Source organism: Streptomyces sp. NPDC050439, from assembly GCF_040655335.1.
GTDB lineage: Bacteria > Actinomycetota > Actinomycetes > Streptomycetales > Streptomycetaceae > Streptomyces.
The window spans coordinates 244,067-261,887 of sequence record NZ_JBFAJT010000011.1 but is presented as its reverse complement, the minus strand read 5'-3'; the positions used below and the strand labels follow the sequence as shown (position 1 = coordinate 261,887).

The following is a 17,821-nucleotide window of genomic DNA, read 5'->3' as shown; positions in this document are numbered from 1 at the left end:
CATGGCGGCCAAGTGGGACTGGGAACGCGGCGAAAGCCTGCTGGCCCTCGACGACCCCGCCGAGTGGGACGCGGCGTACGCCCGCGGCGAGCGCAGCCTCGGCACAGCCGCCATCGGCCTTGCCTTCAACTGCACGCTGGCGGAGGCCTCACCCCGCATCATCCGCGCGATGCGGCTGCCGGACCACGGCCAGCGAGGATTCGGCTTCACCGCGGCAGGCCATGCGGCCCGGCTCAACGGCGCGCTGATCCCGGAGCTGTTCGCCGCGCTGCGCGCCGAGGGCCCCGGCGGCTTCGCCGAGCACGCCCTCAGGGACACCCTGGGTTTCGTGCCGTTCCGGCAGCTTCCCCTCTGGTTCAAGTGGCAGACCGTACGGATGACCGTGGCGGACAAGCTGGAGTACTGGGGAATGCTGTGCGAGGACGGGGCCGACACCGTCCGGAAGGCCCTGCGCCGACGCCCCTCATGAGCGGGATCTCCCCAAGCCCGAGCCCCGCTACAACCCCGCTATCGCGTTCCACCGCTTCGCGAACTCCGTCCGCTCCTTCGACGTGATGTCCCGCGCGATCGCGAGCCGCCCCCGCATCGCGTCGTCCGGGAAGATCAGCGGGTCCTCGGCGAGCGCCGCCAGCTCCTTGTCCTTGGACGAGGCGAGGACGTCGCGCGCGGCGGGCACCGGGCAGACGTAGTTGACCCAGGCGGCGAGCTCCGCGGCCACCTCGGGGTCGTAGTAGTAGTCGATGAGCCGTTCCGCGTTCTGCTTGTGGCGGGCCAGGTTCGGGATCATCAGGGATTCCGCCCACAGCTCTGCCCCCTCCTCGGGGACGACGAACTCGATGTCCGGGTCGTCCGCCTGGAGCTGGATGACGTCACCGCTGTAGGCCTGGCACGCCAGGACGTCGCCGCTCGACAAGTCCTTGATGTAGTCGTTGCCGGTGAAGCGGCGGACGTGCTTCGAGGCCACCAGCTTCTCCACCCGGTCGCACATGCGGTGGAAGTCGTCCGCCTTCCACTTCTTGATGTCGACCCCGTCCCCCTGCATGAGCAGCGCGAACGCCTCGTCGAGACCGGAGAGCAGCGTGACCTTGCCCTTGAGGTCGTCGGCCCAGAGGTCGGACACGTGCTTGATCTCCCGGCCCAGCCTGCGCTTGTTGTACGCGATGCCGGTGATGCCCGACTGCCAGGGCACGGTGTGCTTGCGCCCCGGGTCGAAGTGCGGCGAACGCAGCAGCGGGTCCAGGTACTTGGTGACGTTCGGCTGCCGCGCGCGGTCCATCTCCTGGACCCAGCCGAGCCGCACGAAGCGCGCGCACATCCAGTCGCTGATGACGATGAGGTCGCGGCCGGTCTCCTGGTGGTTCATCAGGGACGGGCTGATCTTGCCGAAGAACTCGTCGTTGTCGTTGATCTCCTCCGTGTAGCGGACGTCGATGCCGGTCCGCTTCTCGAAGGCGTCGAGCGAGGGCCGCTTCGTCGCGTCATCGTCGTCGGTGTCGATGTAGAGCGGCCAGTTGGCGAAGGTCAGCGTCTTGTCCCGCCGCGAGCGGTCCCCCGCGGCACGCTCGCCGGGAGCGATGTACGCGGCGGGCACACCGCAGCCCGCGAGCGTACTGACGGCCGCCCCGCCACCGAGAGCACGCAGCAGGGACCGGCGAGAGACCGGCCGACGGGAGACTGAGGAGGCACTGGGATTCGCTCGCACCTCGGCAGCATGCTCCTGCGTGTCACGTACAGGCAATGGACGCTGCGTCGAGCCGAGCGGCCCGGAACCGACACCCTGTCGATCGGAGGCCGGCCCTCCTCACACCGGCGCCAGCCATCCCGCCAGATCCCCCGCCGTGATCCTATCCAGCGGGGAGGCGTCAACCGGCCCCGGGTAGAGGCGGTACACCGTGCCGGACGCGACCTCGGACGCCCCCTCCAACTCCCCGTACAGCAGGGCCAGAAGGGCACGGCGGCCCGCCAGCTCAGGAACCGCCTCCGCGCGCAGCTCGTCCGGCTCCCAGCCGTCGCGGACCCGCAGCGCGAAGTCGGCGCGCGGCTCGTCGTCGGCACGGCGGTAGCCCCACAGGACGTGGCCACGGCCGCGCACGTACACCGGTCCTTCGGTGCGGGCCGCCGCGGTCCAGCAGGCGAGGTCCCACAGCGTGGCCCGGCCGCGCGGCTGGAAAGTGTCGAGCAGGTCGTTGCCCATGCGGCCGAGCTGCTTGCGGTAACGCCACACGTCGTGGTTGCCCTCGCCCGTGCCGAGGGTGACGTCGGCCCACCAGGCGCGGCGCGAGCGCAGGTCGACGATCATCGGCACGCGCAGCGCGGCATCACCCGCGAGGTCGAAGCGCTGCCGCACGGTGCGTGGGTCGTAGACAGCACGCCCCGTGCCCTCCACCGCCATGAACCCCGCGAAGGCGTCCGGGAGTTCGTCGAAGGGCACGTTGTTGTACGAGAGGACAGCGGGCACCACGAAGCGCACCCCCGCATTGGCCAGCCGCGGCAGGTCGAGGTCCAGGTACTCGGTCGCGCCGTGCGGGGCGGGTGCCGACGTCAGGTCCCCGGAGTGCCGGGCGGCGTCGCCCGCGTACGTCAGGTGCGTGTAGTCGCACAGGCCGACGAAGCGCCACAGGTCGTCGTAGAGCGCGACGGAGAGGTCGAGGTCGACACGCTTGCCCTTGGGCTGCAACCAGTGCAGGAAGAGCCGCACGGTCTCGCTGTCCGCGGGCATGGGCAGCGAGCTGCCGCGCGGCACGGCGACCAGCGAGGCGGCGGAGGCACGCTCGGCGAACGGCACCGGCAGATCGTCGAGCGCGGCATCCAGGACGGCGACGTCGTACCGCTCGCCCTCCGAGCCCTCCGAGCCCGCGGCAAGCCGTCGCACGGCCTCCGCCGCGATCAGCTCACCGGCACGCCCCGCCACCCGGGGCGGCAGCGGCGGCCGGTCGTCGTCGATCGCGTACGCCTGGGTGACGCGTCCTCGCGGGAAGAAGACGCGACGGTGCCCCGGCTCGGCGCGGACCTTCATGCGGCCGTACGCGCCGAGCAGCGGGCCGGGCCCGGAGCGGGGCAGGGCGTCCGCGAGCGCGTCACCCACCGCCTCCGGCAGGGTCGCGGCGCCCGACCGGGCCAGCAACAGGTCAAGGCGGCGCAGGAGTTCACCGGGACGCTCACGCAGCAGCCCGGCCGCGGTCACCGTGTCCCAGCGGCCGATGGCCTCCTCGACCCGCCCCTGCCAGGTGGAGATCCGCAGCCGGTCGCCCTCGATGCGGACGTCGTCGTGGCGTGCGGCTTCGGCGAGCAGCACCTCGGAGAGGACGCTGTCGCCGATGCGCGTCCCGCGCAGGACGGCGAAGGCGAGCGCCACGCGCGCGTGCCGGTGGGCCTGCTCGAAGGGATGCAGTATTTCGCCGACCCGCTTCCAGCCCATCGGGTTGCGGGCCATGTCCTCAGTGAGGCGCCGCAGGTCGAACCCGTCGAGCAGAGCGAGCAGTTCACGTCGTACGGGCCGCGGGACCCCACGCACGCGCGGCAGTTCGAGGAGATCGGGGTCGCCCCCGGAACGTACGACGAGGATGCGAAGGACATCGGTGGCGGTGTCGGCGTGCCGCATGACCAGCGGGCGCAGGTCCGGCACGTCGAGCAGCGGCGCGAGGGCGAGCGCCTTGCTCTCGCGCAACGGGATCTCGGCCGGGAGCCAGTCGGTGGCGTCGGCGGCAGCCGCGTACCCGAGCAGCAGCACCAGATCGTCGTGGTCCTGCGGGTTCAGGGGCGTACGGCGGGCGAGCAGCGCGGCGAGCTCGGCGGCTGCGTCACCGGGTGCGCCGAGGCGCAGGGCGCGCAGGATCTCGCCGCTGTCACCGCCCCGGCCGGCCCCGGTGTCGAGCCAGGGGTCGGTGGGCCCGTCGGTCTCGTAGCGGTTCTCGCAGACGGGGCAGGCGTACCAGACGCAGCAGTCGTCGCAGCAGCCCGTGTCCAGTTCCTTGCGGTGGCAGTCGTCGCACAGCAGATGCGCGCACGGCTTGAGCGCACGGACGCGCGCCTTGGTGCCCGCGCAGTTCATGCAGGGCTGGTGCGGTTGGGCGGCGAGGTGTTCGGCGACGAGGGAGGTGTAGCGGTCGTACGCGGGCTGGTACGCGATCTCGTCGGGGAAGCGCCGGAACAGCGGCGCGTGCCGCCGGTCGGACCCCATCAGCGCGTCGACGTCGGCGAGCAGCTTCATGCCGGTCGCGGCGAGGTCGGCGACGGAGAGCTCGGTCAGCGCGCGGCGCAGCGGCGCGGTCAACAGGTGCCCGCGGTCGGCGAGTTCGGCCTCCAGGACGACCACGGCGGCGGCGGTCTCGGCGGACCGTCCGGCGCCGGAGGGCACGTACACGCTCTGCCGGCGGCGCAGCAGCAGCCCGGCGAGATCGTCAGCCGTCGTCATCATCAGGTTCCACCCCCGTGGGTACAGACAAGCGGGGGCGGAGAGTGGGTGCGCTACGGATCTTTTGCAGAGATGAGAAAGAAGGAAGCACACCACGGAGCCGCCCCCGCGTACATGACGGTACGCGGGGGCGGCGGGGCCGGGCATCTCAATTAGCGGAGGCCCGAGCGGCCCGGGTTTGGGCGGGCTCAGCCCTCGATGGACGTCATCACGTGCTTGATGCGCGTGTAGTCGTCGAAGCCGTACGCCGAGAGGTCCTTGCCGTAGCCGGACTTCTTGAAGCCGCCGTGCGGCATCTCCGCGACCAGCGGGATGTGCGTGTTGATCCAGACGCAGCCGAAGTCGAGGACCTTGGACATGCGCATGGCGCGCGCGTGGTTCTGCGTCCAGACCGAGGAGGCCAGGGCGTAGTCCACGCCGTTCGCGTACGAGACGGCCTGCTCCTCGTCCGTGAAGGACTGGACGGTGATGACCGGGCCGAAGACCTCGTTCTGGATGATCTCGTCGTCCTGCTTCAGGCCCGAGACGACGGTCGGGGCGTAGAAGAAGCCCTTCTCGCCGACCCGCTGACCGCCCGCCTCGACCTTGGCGTGCGCCGGAAGACGGTCGATGAAGCCGGAGACCTGCTTGAGCTGGTTGGCGTTGTTGAGCGGGCCGAAGAGCACGTCCTCGTCGTCCGGCTGGCCGGTCTTCGTGTCGGCCGCGGCCTTGGCGAGCGCGGTCACGAACTCGTCGTGGATGGACTCGTGCACGAGCACGCGCGTGGCGGCCGTACAGTCCTGGCCCGCGTTGAAGAAGCCCGCCACGGAGATGTCCTCGACGGCCTTGGCGAGGTCGGCGTCCTCGAAGACGACGACCGGCGCCTTGCCGCCCAGCTCCAGGTGGACCCGCTTGAGGTCCTTGGAGGCAGACTCGGCGACCTGCATGCCGGCACGCACGGAGCCGGTGATGGAGGCCATCGCCGGGGTGTTGTGCTCGACCATCGCGCGACCGGTGTCACGGTCGCCGCAGACGACGTTGAAGACGCCCTTGGGGACGATCGAGCCGATGATCTCGGCCATCAGGACGGTCGACGCGGGGGTCGTGTCCGAGGGCTTGAGGACGACGGTGTTGCCCGCGGCGAGCGCCGGGGCGAACTTCCATACGCCCATCATCATCGGGTAGTTCCACGGCGCGACCTGCGCGCAGACGCCGATCGGCTCGCGGCGGATGATGGAGGTCAGACCCTCCATGTACTCGCCGGCCGCGCGGCCTTCGAGCATCCGGGCCGCACCCGCGAAGAAGCGGATCTGGTCGACCATGGGCGGGATTTCCTCGGACCGCGTGAGGCCGGTCGGCTTGCCCGTGTTCTCGACCTCGGCCGCGATGAGCTCCTCGGCGCGCTCCTCGAAGGCGTCGGCGATCTTCAGCAGGGCCTTCTGGCGCTCGGCGGGCGTCAGGTCACGCCAGGCGGGGAACGCGGCGGCGGCCGCCTCCATCGCGGCGTCGACGTCGGCCTGCCCCGACAGGGGCGCGGTGGCGTAGGGCTCGCCGTTGGCGGGGTTGACCACCTCGGTGGTCCGGCCGTCGGCGGCGTCCCGGAATTCTCCGTCGATGTAGTTACGCAGACGGCGCAGCTCGGTGGTCACTTCCGGCCCTCCAGTCAGATGTCCAGTGGATGAGACACCCACCCTAGTCGGTGTACCGACGCTTTCAACATACCCGGAGGCCCAGAACTGCGAAATCCGTGACGATTGAAGCTTCAGACAACGAATTTCATCGATCTGACCTTGCGGAACTGTCGACTCCTGTGCACCATGGGGTCGTGGCCAGTCGCAGCGCAGATTCCAGTAGTTCCCGACACGGGAACGGCTCTTCTCCCATCGACGCCGTCTCCCTGGCGATCATCGAGCAGCTTCAGGAGGACGGACGCCGTCCGTACGCCGCCATCGGCAAGGCCGTGGGCCTGTCCGAAGCGGCCGTGCGCCAACGCGTCCAGAAGCTGCTCGACCAGGGCGTGATGCAGATCGTCGCCGTCACGGACCCGCTCACCGTGGGATTCCGTCGCCAGGCCATGGTCGGCATCAACGTCGAGGGCGACCTGGATCCCGTCGCTGAGGCGCTGACGGCCATGGCCGAGTGTGAGTACGTGGTGATGACCGCGGGCTCCTTCGACCTGATGGTGGAGGTCGTCTGCGAGGACGACGACCACCTTCTCGAAGTGATCAACAAGCGCATCCGCGCCCTCCCCGGCGTGCGCTCCACCGAGAGCTTCGTCTATCTGAAGCTCAAGAAGCAGACCTATATGTGGGGAACCCGATAGCCGTGAGCAAGGACCTCAGCCAAACCGCGTACGACCACTTGTGGATGCACTTCACCCGCATGTCGGACTACGAGAACGCACCCGTGCCCACCATCGTGCGTGGCGAGGGCACCTACATCTACGACGACAAGGGCAAGAAGTACCTGGACGGCCTGTCCGGCCTCTTCGTCGTCAATGCGGGCCACGGCCGCCACGAGCTCGCCGAAACCGCCTACAAGCAGGCGCAGGAGCTGGCCTTCTTCCCGGTGTGGAGCTACGCCCACCCGAAGGCCGTCGAGCTGGCGGAACGTTTGGCCAACCACGCGCCCGGCGACCTCAACAAGGTCTTCTTCACCACCGGTGGCGGCGAGGCCGTCGAGACCGCGTGGAAGCTGGCGAAGCAGTACCACAAGCTCACCGGCAACCACACGAAGTACAAGGTCATCTCGCGCGCGGTCGCCTACCACGGCACCCCGCAGGGCGCCCTGTCCATCACCGGCCTGCCGGCCCTCAAGGCCCCCTTCGAGCCGCTCGTCCCGGGCGCGCACAAGGTGCCGAACACGAACATCTACCGCGCGCCGATCCACGGCGACGACCCCGAGGCCTTCGGCCGCTGGGCCGCCGACCAGATCGAGCAGGAGATCCTCTTCGAGGGCCCCGAGACGGTCGCCGCCGTGTTCCTGGAGCCGGTACAGAACGCGGGCGGCTGCTTCCCGCCCCCGCCCGGCTACTTCCAGCGCGTGCGCGAGATCTGCGACAAGTACGACGTGCTGCTCGTCTCGGACGAGGTCATCTGCGCCTTCGGCCGCCTCGGCACGATGTTCGCCTGTGACAAGTTCGGCTACGTCCCGGACATGATCACCTGCGCCAAGGGCATGACCTCGGGCTACTCCCCGATCGGCGCCTGCATCATCTCGGACAAGCTCGCCGAGCCGTTCTACAAGGGCGACAACACCTTCCTGCACGGCTACACCTTCGGCGGCCACCCGGTCTCCGCCGCGGTCGGCATCGCCAACCTCGACATCTTCGAGAAGGAGGGTCTCAACCAGCACGTCCTCGACAACGAGGACGCGTTCTACCAGACCCTGCGCAAGCTGCACGACCTGCCGATCGTCGGCGACGTCCGCGGCAACGGCTTCTTCTACGGCATCGAGCTCGTGAAGGACAAGGCCACCAAGGAGACGTTCAACGACGAGGAGACCGAGCGCGTCCTGTACGGCTTCCTCTCCAAGGCGCTGTACGAGAACGGCCTGTACTGCCGCGCCGACGACCGTGGCGACCCGGTCGTCCAGCTCGCCCCGCCGCTGATCTCCACCCAGGAGACCTTCGACGAGATCGAGGGCATCCTGCGCCACGTCCTCACGGAGGCGTGGACGAAGCTCTGATCCCAGGAACCCATGGAGCTCCTACGGCTCCACAGGGATCCATAGTGTGATCGAGTGATCAACACCGTCCCCGGGGGCGCCCGTTCGAGTGAGAACGGACGCCCCCGGGCCGCGTCTTTTCCAGGCAGCACGGCCTGGATCCCTAGCGTGCCCAGTGACCGATCGGCCCCGCCTTCGTTCCCCCGTACGGGGGAGGCAAACTGATCTGAACCGAGGTGTACGTGATGGTGGCCCCGCCGGACAACGACGTGCTGTGGGCACGCGCCTTGCACGTCACGCACAACGGCTCACCCGCGCTCACCGGCGTATCGATCGGTGTCCGCGAGGGCGAGATCCTCGCCGTCACCGGCCCGCGCGGCAGCGGCAAAACGACTCTTCTGCGCTGTCTCTCCGGCCAGCTCCTGCCCCAGCAGGGCGAGGTCTGGTTCAACAGCACGCCGGTGCACACGATGAGCCCGGTCGTCCGCGAACGCCTGCGCCGCGACCGCTTCGGCTGGATCGACCCGGAGCCGCACCTCGTCCCCGAGCTCACGGCCCGGGAGAACGTCGCGCTGCCGCTGATGCTGCGCGGCTCCTCGCACCGGGCCTCCAAGGCCACGGCCCAGGAGTGGCTCGACCGCCTCGACATCGGTGACTGCGCCCGCAAGCGGCCGCACGCGCTGCTCCAGGCCCAGCGCCAGCGCATCGCCATCGCCCGCTCCCTGGTCACCATGCCGTCCGTGATCTTCGCCGACGAGCCGACGGCACCGCTGTACCGCGCCGACCGCGCCCACGTCCTGCGCACGCTGACGACCGCGGCCCGCTCGCACGGCATCACGGTCGTCCTCGCCACCCACGACGCGGAGATCGCCGCCCTCGCCGACCGTACGGTCACGCTGCTCGACGGACGGCGCGTGAACACGGTGCACCTGCCGGGGGCGGGTGAGAGCGCGGCGGGGGACACGGGAGATACAGGGGACGCGGAGGATTCGAGGGAACCGAGGGATTCGAGGGAAGCGAGGGAAGCAGCAGAGGGAGATGGGCAGGCCGGGGATGAGGCGGGTGCTGACGCCGCCTCTGCTACCTCTACGGCCTCTACTACCTCCGCTACCTCTACTGCCTCCGCTGCCTCCACTGCCTCCGCTTCCGCCGAGGGCGAGTCCGACGAGGCGGAAGGCCGGGCCGCGTGCTCGCTCTCCGTCTAGCCCGCGGGGCCCACCCCCTGGTCCAGCTGCGCAGGCTGCTCGTGGCCGCGGCCTCGGCCGGCACCGGCTTCCTGCTGCTGTGCACGCTGGGGTACGCGATGGGCCACCCGGACGCGTCCGGCGGGGCCGTTCTGCGGCTCGCCTGGTGCGTCGCGCCGATCGCCGCCACCGTGTACTTCGCCGTCACCGTCGCGCGCACCGACCCGGCGACGAAGCCGCGCTCCGGGCTCTCCGCGGTGGGGCTCGGTCCCGCCAGGCTCACGGTGCTCGCCACGATCTCCACGGCCGTGGCGTGCACACTCGGCTCGATGGTCGCGCTCCTGTTCTTCCTGCACCTGCGCGGCGATCTGACGGGCCTGCCGTTCGACGGCGCCGCGTCCGAACTGCTCGCCGCCGGGCAGCCGTTGCCGCTGGCCGCCGCGCTCACCCTGCTCGCCCTGGTGCCGCTGGCCGCCTCCGCCGCGAGCGCGGCCGTCCTGCGCCCCCGGACGACCAAGCGCGGCGGCAAGCCGGGCGCCGAGCGGCAGGAACCCGCGGACCCGGACGCACCCGCCGCCCCGCCGAGCGGGCTGCCGTGGGGCATCGCGCTCCTCGCGGCGGGCCTCGCCGTCGAGGCGTACGCGAGCCGCGCCTCCGGCACCTCGAACCTGACGCTGCCGGGCGGTCTGACCGGCAGCCCCGCGGGGGTGCTCGCCGGGTGGGCGCTCACGGCGGTCGGCCTCGCCCTCGCGGGACCCGGCCTCACGTACCTGTGCGGGCGCATCCTGCAGGCGGCCAGGCCCGGAGCGATGCGGCTCCTGGCCGGGCGCGGGCTGCAGGAGGAGGCCCGGCGGATCGGGCGGCCGCTGGGGGTGCTCTGTGTGGTGGGCTCCGCGGCGTACGCGGCGCTCACGCTCTACTCCGGCGAGCGGCCGGCCGTCGGTCCGCTGACCGCGCTCGGGTCGCTGCTGGTCGCGGGCTGCGCGGTCCTCACCCTGGCCACGGCCGCCGTCGAGGCCAAGCACGCCCGCTCCGAGACGACATCGGCACTGCTCCAGCTCGGGGCACCGACGTCGATGCTGCGCGGCACCGCGGCGCTGCGGGCGGGCGTGCTCGCGGCCGTGTTCGGCCCGCTGACATGGGTGGTCGCACAGCTGGCGGCACTGCCGCTGACGGGCTGAGGAGCTGCTGAGGAGTCGCTGAGGGGCTGCTGAGGAGTCGCCGGGGGGGCTGCTGAGGAGCCCTGGTCGACCTCCCGGGAAAAAAGTTCCGCGAGGGGCGATGAGTTCCGCGTCGAACGTGCGTCTACCCCTCCGTAAGCCACTAAGGCACTGAGCCACGGAACGCACGCGCGACGCAGAACTCGCGATGGCCTCCCTTCGACCTCGCGTACACCTCACAGCATCGGGAGACACCACATGTACCAGCAGATGATCTTCGTGAACCTCGCCGTGAACGACGTCGACAGCTCGAAGAAGTTCTTCACGGATCTCGGCTACACGATCAACCCCCAGTTCACGACGGACGACTGCGCCTGTGTCGTGATCAGCGACACGATCATCGCCATGCTGCTGAGCAAGAAGCACTACCAGCAGTTCACCGAGAAGCAGATCGCGGACGCGCGGACCACGAGCGAGACGCTGCTCTGTCTGAGCGCCGAGAGCCGCGAGAAGGTCGACGAACTGGTCGACAAGGCCGTCGCGGCGGGCGGCACGGCGGGCAAGACGCAGGACTTCGGCATGATGTACGGCCGCGCCTTCGACGACTTGGACGGCCACACCTGGGAAATCATGTGGATGGACCAGTCCGAGGTGCAGGGCTGAGGTGCAGGGCTGAGGTACGGGGGTTGAAGCGGGGTCGGGGAGGCGGGCCTGAGATACGGGGCTGGGGCCCACCGCCCGGGCAGCGTCCCTAGCATGGCCGAATGCAGCCAACTCCCAACCCAAACCCCACCTCGACACCCTCCACGCCCTCCTTTGCCCCCCTCCCCGGCGGCGACCGCGAGATCGAGTCGCTCGCGGAGTTCGACGAGATCGCGGCGGGCGGCTCCCTCGCCGGATGCCGCGTCCAGGCCATAGATCTCATGGCGCGTACGTCCGTGCTGCGGGCCTGCGACGCTACGGGCGCGGTGTTCCTCGGGTGCGCGATGGAGCAGGGCGCGGTGGACGCGATGCGGACCGCGGGAGCGCTGGTGTTCCCGCCCGTCCCCGGCCTGCCGTTCGACCCGTACCGCGGCCTTCTCTACACGCCGGAAGAGCTCTTCGCGGGCCTCTCCGAGGGCGGGTACGAGGCGACGCCCGACGCCCGTGCGTACACGTGGTTCCAGGAGACCAAGGCGGACGGCGACGTCTTCTCCTCCATGCTGCGGGCGATTCACGACGACTCGATCTCGGACGCCTTGGACGAACTGCTCGTCAGCGCGCGGGTGGTGGGCGTGATGGGCGGTCACGCGATGGCTCGTGGCACGGAGGCGTACGAGGGAGCCGCACGGCTCGGCCGCTCGCTGGCCCGAGCCGGGTTCACGGTCGCCACGGGGGGCGGCCCCGGCGCGATGGAGGCGGCGAACCTGGGCGCGTACGCGTCCGTCTTCCGCGACGAGATGCTGGACGAGGCGCTCGAACTCCTGGCGAAGGCTCCGTCCTTCACCCCGTCGGTCACCGAGTGGGCGAGGGCGGCCTTCGACGTGCGTGAGCGGTGGCCGTCCGGCGGGGCGTCGGTGGGCATCCCCACGTGGTTCTACGGCCATGAGCCGCCGAACGCCTTCGCCACGCACCTGGCCAAGTACTTCGCGAACGCCATCCGCGAGGACGGCCTGCTGGCCCGCTCGAACGCGGGCGTGATCTTCCTGCCGGGGGCGGCCGGCACGCTCCAGGAGATCTTCGACGCGGCCACGCCGAACTACTACGAATCCCGCGGCGAACCGACCCCCATGATCCTGGTGAACGAAACGCACTGGACCAGAGATCTCCCGGCCTGGCCCCTACTGAAGGCATTGGCGCAAGGCCGCGCGATGGAACCAAGGATCGCTTTGGTGGACAGAGTGGAGGAGGCCCCAGCAGCCCTGGCCTCACTCACAACAAACGGCTGAGCCCCCGAACCGACGGATAATCCAGCCCGTCCGACAAACCCCCGACGCATCGGCGGATAATCCAGCCCGTCCGACAAACCCCCGACGTATCGGCGGGTAATCCAGCCCGTCCGGCGTTTGAGGACGAACTCGGCGAAGCCGGTGACGACAGCCACCAAGGCCGCCGCGCGCACCACCCACCCACCCGGCCCACCCACCAACCCACCGGCAGATCACCCAGCCCGTCCGGCGCTTGAGGACGAACTCGGCGAAGCCGGTGATGGCGGCCACCAAGGCCGCCGCGCGCAACACCCACCAACCCGGCCCACCCACCAACCCACCGGCAGATCACCCAGCCCGTCCGGCGCTTGAGGACGAACACGGCGAAGCCGGTGATGGCGGCCACCAAGGCCGCCGCGCGCAACACCCACCAACCCGGCCCACCCACCAACCCACCGGCGGACCACCCAGCCCGTCCGGCGCTTGAGGACGAACACGGCGGAGCCGGTGATGGCGGCCGCCAAGGCTCCGGCGCGCAAGTAATCCGCCCACCCCACCCCCCAGGCCCCCGCGCCCAGCGGGTTTTCGGGAAGGGGTGGGGTTGGGGAAAAATCACCCGAACGACGCCCGCTCCAACCAGAATTCCATCAACCCCCGCTCCCCCAAAACCTCCACACCCCCACCGTCCAAACCCCGCCGCCGATAAAACGCAAGCAACACCTCAGTCAGCGGCCCCCGCACAGCAACAGTCGCCTTCTCATGCCCACGCCGCCAAGCAAAACCCTCCGCCCCGAACTCGATGAGCCACTCAGCATCCATCGAGGCATGCAACGAGGAATCCAGCGAGGAATCCAGCGACGGCACCACATCAGTCGCGTGCAGATGAATACTGCACTCCCCACCGAACGACTCACCGAACAACTCACCGACCACCCCCGCACGCAACTCCCCAGCCGAATCCCCCACCTCAGTCCGCTGCACGAACTGCACAATCTCCAGCCACTCATCAATCGCATCGGCGGCAACATCCGCCGCAACCACATACGGCACCCCCGCGGCAATAGCCGCATCGGCCCGGTGCACAGCCACCTCATGCGTCATACGACGCGCCCAGAACCCGGCATGGTGCTGATCGGACCAGGACCACACCGCGGTATCGGCGTCCACCCCGTCCCACGCTGCCGCGACAATCTCGGCGGTCTCCGCGAGCCACGCGTCGAGAGCCGCGGGATCATCCCCCTCCGGCCCGCGGATTCCGGGGACGTCCTCCTCCGGAATGTCCTCCGTGGCACGGGTGGCCACCAGCCGCGCGGCCCACCGCACGGCGCCACCCACATGCCGGGCAAGGTACCCCAGCGTCCACTCGGGACAAGTCGGCACGGTGGCCGACAGATCCGCCCCGGCAAGCGTCTCCCTCAACAGCCCCAGCTGTACGGGAATTTCGGCGCAATGGCGGTCGTACTCCAACGTGGTCATGCGCCAGACCTTAGGCAGACCCCCGCGCAACACACACGCGATTAACGCCCACCACCACTACCCCCACCGATGAGGACCCCGTCAGCCAAGCACCACAACATCCCCCACATCAAACACAACCCCCACCGACTCCCCCACCCCAGGCGCATCCCGCAACGCACAGGCGGCCTCAAGCCGCGGCCCGGTCCGAGGCTCCAGATGGACGGCGACATGCGTGCCCCGGAAGGTCCGCGCCGTCACCACACACGGCAGCCCCTCATCGACAGGCACCAGCCGCACCCCGGCCGGCCGCACCAGCAACCGGCACCGCCCACCTCCCCCGCCCCCGAACCCATTCCCGTCCCCGTCCCCGTCCCCGTCGCCGTCCCCGCCCCCCGGCACCGGAACCTTGCCCCAAGCAGTGTCGGCCACCTCCCCGACCACCGTCGCGTCGACGACGTTGTCGAAGCCCAGGAACCGCGCCACGAACTCATCCGCGGGCTGCCGCCAGACCTCAAGCGGCGTGCCGGACTGGGCGATCCGCCCGTCCCGCATCACCACGACCCGGTCCGCGAGCGCGAACGCCTCGCCCTGGTCATGCGTGACCGCAAGGACCGTCGTGCCCAACTCATCGAACAGCTCACGGAGTTCGACGACAAGGCGCTCCCGCAGCGAACGGTCGAGCTGCCCGAGCGGTTCGTCGAGCATCAGCAGCCGCGGCCTCGGCGCGAGCGCCCGCGCGAGAGCGACCCGCTGCTGCTCGCCGCCCGAGAGTGACGCGACTGCCCGCCGCTGCGCCCCGGGCAGTCCCACGAGTTCGAGCAACTCAGCGACACGGTCGGCCTGTTCGCCCCGCGAAGCCCCGTGCATCCGCAGCCCGAAGGCGACGTTGCCGGCCACGTCGCGCTGCGGGAACAGCTGGTGGTCCTGGAACATCAGGCCGACCCCACGCTTGTGCGCGGGCACGCCCCGCTGGTCACGGCCGTCGAGCAGGACCTGCCCGCCGTCCAGCTCCTGCAGCCCGGCGACCGCGCGCAGCAGCGTCGACTTGCCGCTGCCGCTCGGCCCGAGCACGCAGACGATCTCGTGCTCGTCGACCGCGAGACCGACCCGGTCGAGCACGGCCCGCCCCCCGAACCGCACGGTCGCATCCACCAAGGTCAGCAACCCCATACCCGCCCCAAATCCCCCACCCGCAGCACCCGCACCCACGCCCACACCCGCACCCGCACCCGCACCCAGTCCCACACCCATCAGAACTCCCCAGTCGTCCGGTCGGTACGGAGCCGTTCGAGCAGCAGCAGCGACACCGCGCACACCACCATCAAGATCGTCGAAAGGGCCATCGCCTGCCCGTAGTTGAGCTCCCCGGCCCGCCCCAGAAGCCGCGCCACGGCGACCGGAAGCGTCGGGTTGTCCGGCCGCGCGATGAACACGGTCGCGCCGAACTCCCCGAGGGACACCGCGAAGGCGAACCCGGCCGCGATCAGCAGCGCCCGCCGCACCATCGGCAGGTCGACCTCGCGCCAGGCCCGCAGCGGCGAAGCCCCGAGCACGGCGGCCGCCTCGCGCAGCCGTCCGTCCACCGCGCGCAGGACGGGAAGCATGGTGCGTACGACGAAGGGCACGCCCACCAGTGCCTGCGCGAGCGGCACCAGGATCCACGTCGACCGCAGGTCGAGCGGTGGCTTGTCCAGCGTGATCAGAAAGCCGAAGCCGACCGTCACCGCGGACACCCCGAGCGGCAGCATCAGGAGCGCGTCGAAGCCGCGCACCAGACGTCCGGCCTTCCGGGTGAGCGCCGCCGCGGCGAGCCCGCCGATCACCAGGGCGATGGCGGTGGCGGCGATCGCATACTGGAGCGAATTCCAGACGGCCTCGATCGGCGGGACGAGGAACGCCCCGCCCTCCGCCGACGTCAGCTCCCTGAAGTACGCGAAGCCATAGCCGCCAGGACCGCTCAGCGACCGCTCGATCAGCACGCCGAGCGGCAGCAGGATCAGCACGGCGACCGTCAGCATCACCCCGCCGAGCAGCGCCCACTGCCCCGCGCCGCGCGGCCGCCGGGCCACGGCGGCGGCGTCGACCAACCGCAGCGCGGTCTCGCGTCGGCGCACGGTCCACGCGTGCACGGCGAGGATCAGGCCGACCGCGGCGAACTGCACGAGCGTCAGGACGGCGGCCGTCGACAGGTCGAGGAGCTGGGCGGTCTGCCGGTAGATCTCGACCTCGAGCGTCGAGTACGCGGGCCCGCCGAGGATCTGTACGACGCCGAAGGAGGTGAACGTGAACAGAAAGACCATGAGAGAGGCCGCGGCGACCGCGGGCCCGAGCGCGGGCAGTGTCACCGTCCGCCAGGCGGTCCACCGCGAGGCGCCGAGCATCCGCGCGGCCTCTTCCTGACGCGGGTCGAGCTGCGACCAGAGCCCGCCGACCGTCCGTACGACGACGGCGTAATTGAAGAAGACGTGCGCGAGCAGAATGGCCCACACGGTCGTGTCGAGCCGTACGCCCCACATCTCGTCGAGCAGCCCGCCCCTGCCGAGCAGCGCGAGGAACGCCGTCCCGACGACGACCGTCGGCAGCACGAACGGCACCGTGACGGCCGCCCGCAGAACCTGCTTGCCCCTGAACTCGAAGCGCGCGAAGACATACGCGCCGGGGAGCGCGATCAGCAGCGTGAGCGCGGTCGAGGCGAGCGCCTGCCAGGTGGTGAACCACAGCACGTGCCGGACGTCGGACTGCCCGATGACGTCCGCGATCCGCCCGAACTGCCACTGCCCGCCCACCTTCAGGCCGCGCGCGACGATCGCGGCGACCGGATAGGCGAAGAAGACCGCGAAGAAGGCGACGGGCACGGCCATCAGACCGAGCCGCGCCACACTCCCCCGCGAGAGCCCCGTACGAGACTGATGAGACTCACGAGACTCACGGGCTTTGCGGGACTTACGGGGCCCCTCTACTTCAGTACGAGCGAGGTCCACGACTTGACCCACTGCTCACGGTTGTCGGCGATCTTCTTCGGGTCCATGGTCTGCGGATCATCGATCTTCACCCCGTGCTTGACGAACAGCTCGGGCAGCTCGACGTTCTCCCGCACCGGGTTCACGAACATGTTGAGCGGCATGTCGCCCTGGAACTTCTCACCGATCAGGAAGTCGAGGAGCGCCTTGCCGCCCTTCTCGTTCTTGGCGTTGGCGAGCAGACCCGCGTACTCGACCTGCCGGAAGCAGGTGCCCTTCGCGACGCCGGTCGGCGCCTCCTTGGGCTGCGGCTTGGCGTAGAGCACCTCGACGGGCGGCGATGAGGCGTAGGAGACGACGAGCGGCCGGTCGCCCTTGGCCTTCTTGCCGCCGGCGGACCCGGAGAACTCCTCGTTGTAGGCCTGCTCCCAGCCGTCGACGACCTTGACGCCGTTGGCCTTGAGCTTCTTCCAGTAGCCCTGCCAGCCCCCGTCCCCGTACTCGGCGGCCGAGCCGAGCAGGAACCCGAGGCCGGGCGACGAGGTCGCGGCGTTCTCGGTGACGAGCAGATCCTTGTAGGCGGGCTTCGCCAGGTCATCGAGGGACTTCGGCGGCGCCAGCTTCTTGTCTGCGAAGTACTTCTTGTCGTAGTTGACGCAGATGTCGCCGCTGTCGACGGGCGTGACGCGATGCTTGTCGCCGTCGACCCGGAACTCCGACTCGACCTTCTCCGAGCCCTTGGCCTCGTACGACTGGAAGAGGCCGTTGTCGAGCGCGCGCGAGAGCAGGGTGTTGTCGACGCCGAAGAAGACGTCTCCCTGCGGGTTGTCCTTCGACAGGATCGCCTTGTTCACGGCGGCGCCCGCGTCCCCGTCCTTGAGGACGTTGACCTTGTAGCCGGAGCTCTTCTCGAACGCCTTCAGCACGTCCTTGGACACGTTGAAGGAGTCATGGCTGACCAGCGTGACGCTCTTGGAGTCGGCGGCGTTGTCGCCGCTGTCGGACGAGCCGCACGCGGAGAGCGCGACGAGTCCGATGGCCGCCGCGACCGCGGTGACCGTGACCTTCTTGGTGGTGCTCACTGAGTTCATTC

14 protein-coding genes are annotated in these 17,821 nt (G+C 70.0%); 7 read left to right on the top strand and 7 right to left on the bottom strand.

All coding sequences use genetic code 11. The features are described 5' to 3' along the window. The first annotated feature begins 1 nt into the window (after position 1). Entirely contained in the window at positions 2-469 is a 468-nt protein-coding gene (locus AB0I66_RS37805; RefSeq protein WP_363212592.1) for a hypothetical protein, read from the top strand. 27 nt (positions 470-496) lie between these two features. Here the strand turns inward: AB0I66_RS37805 and AB0I66_RS37800 are convergent, their stop codons facing one another. From AB0I66_RS37800 to AB0I66_RS37790, 3 genes are all read right to left on the bottom strand, one after another. Further along, entirely contained in the window at positions 497-1,702 is a 1,206-nt protein-coding gene (locus tag AB0I66_RS37800) for an extracellular solute-binding protein (protein ID WP_363212590.1), read from the bottom strand. 99 nt (positions 1,703-1,801) lie between these two features. After that, complete coding sequence (locus AB0I66_RS37795) at positions 1,802-4,417, bottom strand: MXAN_6230/SCO0854 family RING domain-containing protein (RefSeq protein WP_363212589.1); 2,616 nt, start codon at positions 4,415-4,417, stop codon at positions 1,802-1,804. Positions 4,418-4,602: 185 nt separating this feature from the next. Further along, complete coding sequence (locus tag AB0I66_RS37790) at positions 4,603-6,042, bottom strand: gamma-aminobutyraldehyde dehydrogenase (RefSeq protein WP_363212588.1); 1,440 nt, start codon at positions 6,040-6,042, stop codon at positions 4,603-4,605. A 161-nt stretch (positions 6,043-6,203) separates the two neighbouring features. Here AB0I66_RS37790 and AB0I66_RS37785 point away from each other — a divergent pair, with 161 nt between their 5' ends. The 6 genes from AB0I66_RS37785 (at position 6,204) to AB0I66_RS37760 (ending at position 12,331) form a co-directional block, all read left to right on the top strand. Next, entirely contained in the window at positions 6,204-6,716 is a 513-nt protein-coding gene (locus AB0I66_RS37785; RefSeq protein ID WP_363212587.1) for an Lrp/AsnC family transcriptional regulator, read from the top strand. Further along, the gene (locus tag AB0I66_RS37780) at positions 6,701-8,080 is read left to right on the top strand and encodes an aspartate aminotransferase family protein (protein WP_363212586.1); all 1,380 of its coding nucleotides are present in this window, start codon (positions 6,701-6,703) and stop codon (positions 8,078-8,080) included. Before AB0I66_RS37785 ends, AB0I66_RS37780 begins: the two co-directional genes overlap by 16 nt. Positions 8,081-8,304: 224 nt before the next feature. Next, positions 8,305-9,264: an ATP-binding cassette domain-containing protein gene (locus AB0I66_RS37775; protein ID WP_363212585.1), complete on the top strand. Its 960-nt coding sequence runs from the start codon at positions 8,305-8,307 to the stop codon at positions 9,262-9,264. Next, the gene (locus tag AB0I66_RS37770) at positions 9,246-10,424 is read left to right on the top strand and encodes a hypothetical protein (RefSeq protein ID WP_363212584.1); all 1,179 of its coding nucleotides are present in this window, start codon (positions 9,246-9,248) and stop codon (positions 10,422-10,424) included. Before AB0I66_RS37775 ends, AB0I66_RS37770 begins: the two co-directional genes overlap by 19 nt. 237 nt (positions 10,425-10,661) lie before the next feature. Beyond that, positions 10,662-11,066, top strand: a complete 405-nt coding sequence (locus AB0I66_RS37765; protein WP_363212583.1) for a VOC family protein — start codon at positions 10,662-10,664, stop codon at positions 11,064-11,066. A 101-nt stretch (positions 11,067-11,167) separates the two neighbouring features. Continuing rightward, a complete protein-coding gene (locus AB0I66_RS37760; RefSeq protein ID WP_363212582.1) occupies positions 11,168-12,331 on the top strand; it encodes an LOG family protein in 1,164 nt (387 codons plus the stop codon). Positions 12,332-12,922: 591 nt separating this feature from the next. Here the strand turns inward: AB0I66_RS37760 and AB0I66_RS37755 are convergent. The 4 genes from AB0I66_RS37755 to AB0I66_RS37740 form a co-directional block, all read right to left on the bottom strand. After that, positions 12,923-13,786 (bottom strand): maleylpyruvate isomerase family mycothiol-dependent enzyme, encoded by an 864-nt coding sequence (locus AB0I66_RS37755; RefSeq protein ID WP_363212581.1) that lies wholly within the window; start codon positions 13,784-13,786, stop codon positions 12,923-12,925. 81 nt (positions 13,787-13,867) lie between these two features. Beyond that, positions 13,868-14,938 carry an ABC transporter ATP-binding protein gene (locus AB0I66_RS37750; RefSeq protein ID WP_363212580.1) on the bottom strand — a complete coding sequence of 357 codons (1,071 nt, stop codon included), beginning with the start codon at positions 14,936-14,938 and terminating at the stop codon, positions 13,868-13,870. Between the two features lie 80 nt (positions 14,939-15,018). Next, positions 15,019-16,629, bottom strand: a complete 1,611-nt coding sequence (locus tag AB0I66_RS37745) for an iron ABC transporter permease (RefSeq protein WP_363212579.1) — start codon at positions 16,627-16,629, stop codon at positions 15,019-15,021. A gap of 95 nt (positions 16,630-16,724) precedes the next feature. Then, positions 16,725-17,819, bottom strand: coding sequence for a thiamine ABC transporter substrate-binding protein (locus tag AB0I66_RS37740; protein ID WP_363212578.1), 1,095 nt, complete (start codon positions 17,817-17,819; stop codon positions 16,725-16,727). Between the last annotated feature and the right edge of the window lie 2 nt (positions 17,820-17,821).